The following is a 294-nucleotide window of genomic DNA, read 5'->3' on the forward strand; positions in this document are numbered from 1 at the left end:
TCTCTGCGAAAACTCTGTGTCCACTGCGGTTAAAAAAGTTAAAAAAACAAAAAACCCGATCTCTCGACCGGGTTTCAATTTCTATCTTCTTCCTCCTTTTCCCTGTGGAAGCATCTTGCTCATAGCAGCTTTGGCACCGCCCATTTTATTCATTTGCTTCATCATCTTGCGCATATCTGAAAATTGCTTCATGAGGTTATTCACCTCCACGATAGTTCTACCAGATCCCGCAGCAAGTCTCTTTCTTCTATTTCCATCGATAATATCTGGTTGCTCACGCTCGGCTGGAGTCAT

General features: G+C 43.2%; 1 pseudogene. It reads right to left on the minus strand.

Annotated elements, in window-relative coordinates:
* Positions 1–81: 81 nt before the first annotated feature.
* A pseudogene (locus JEM65_RS22080) lies at positions 82–294 on the minus strand (signal recognition particle protein); the annotation flags it as partial.

The sequence above is a fragment of the Gelidibacter salicanalis genome (assembly GCF_016469035.1).
In the GTDB taxonomy this organism is placed as follows: domain Bacteria; phylum Bacteroidota; class Bacteroidia; order Flavobacteriales; family Flavobacteriaceae; genus Gelidibacter; species Gelidibacter salicanalis_A.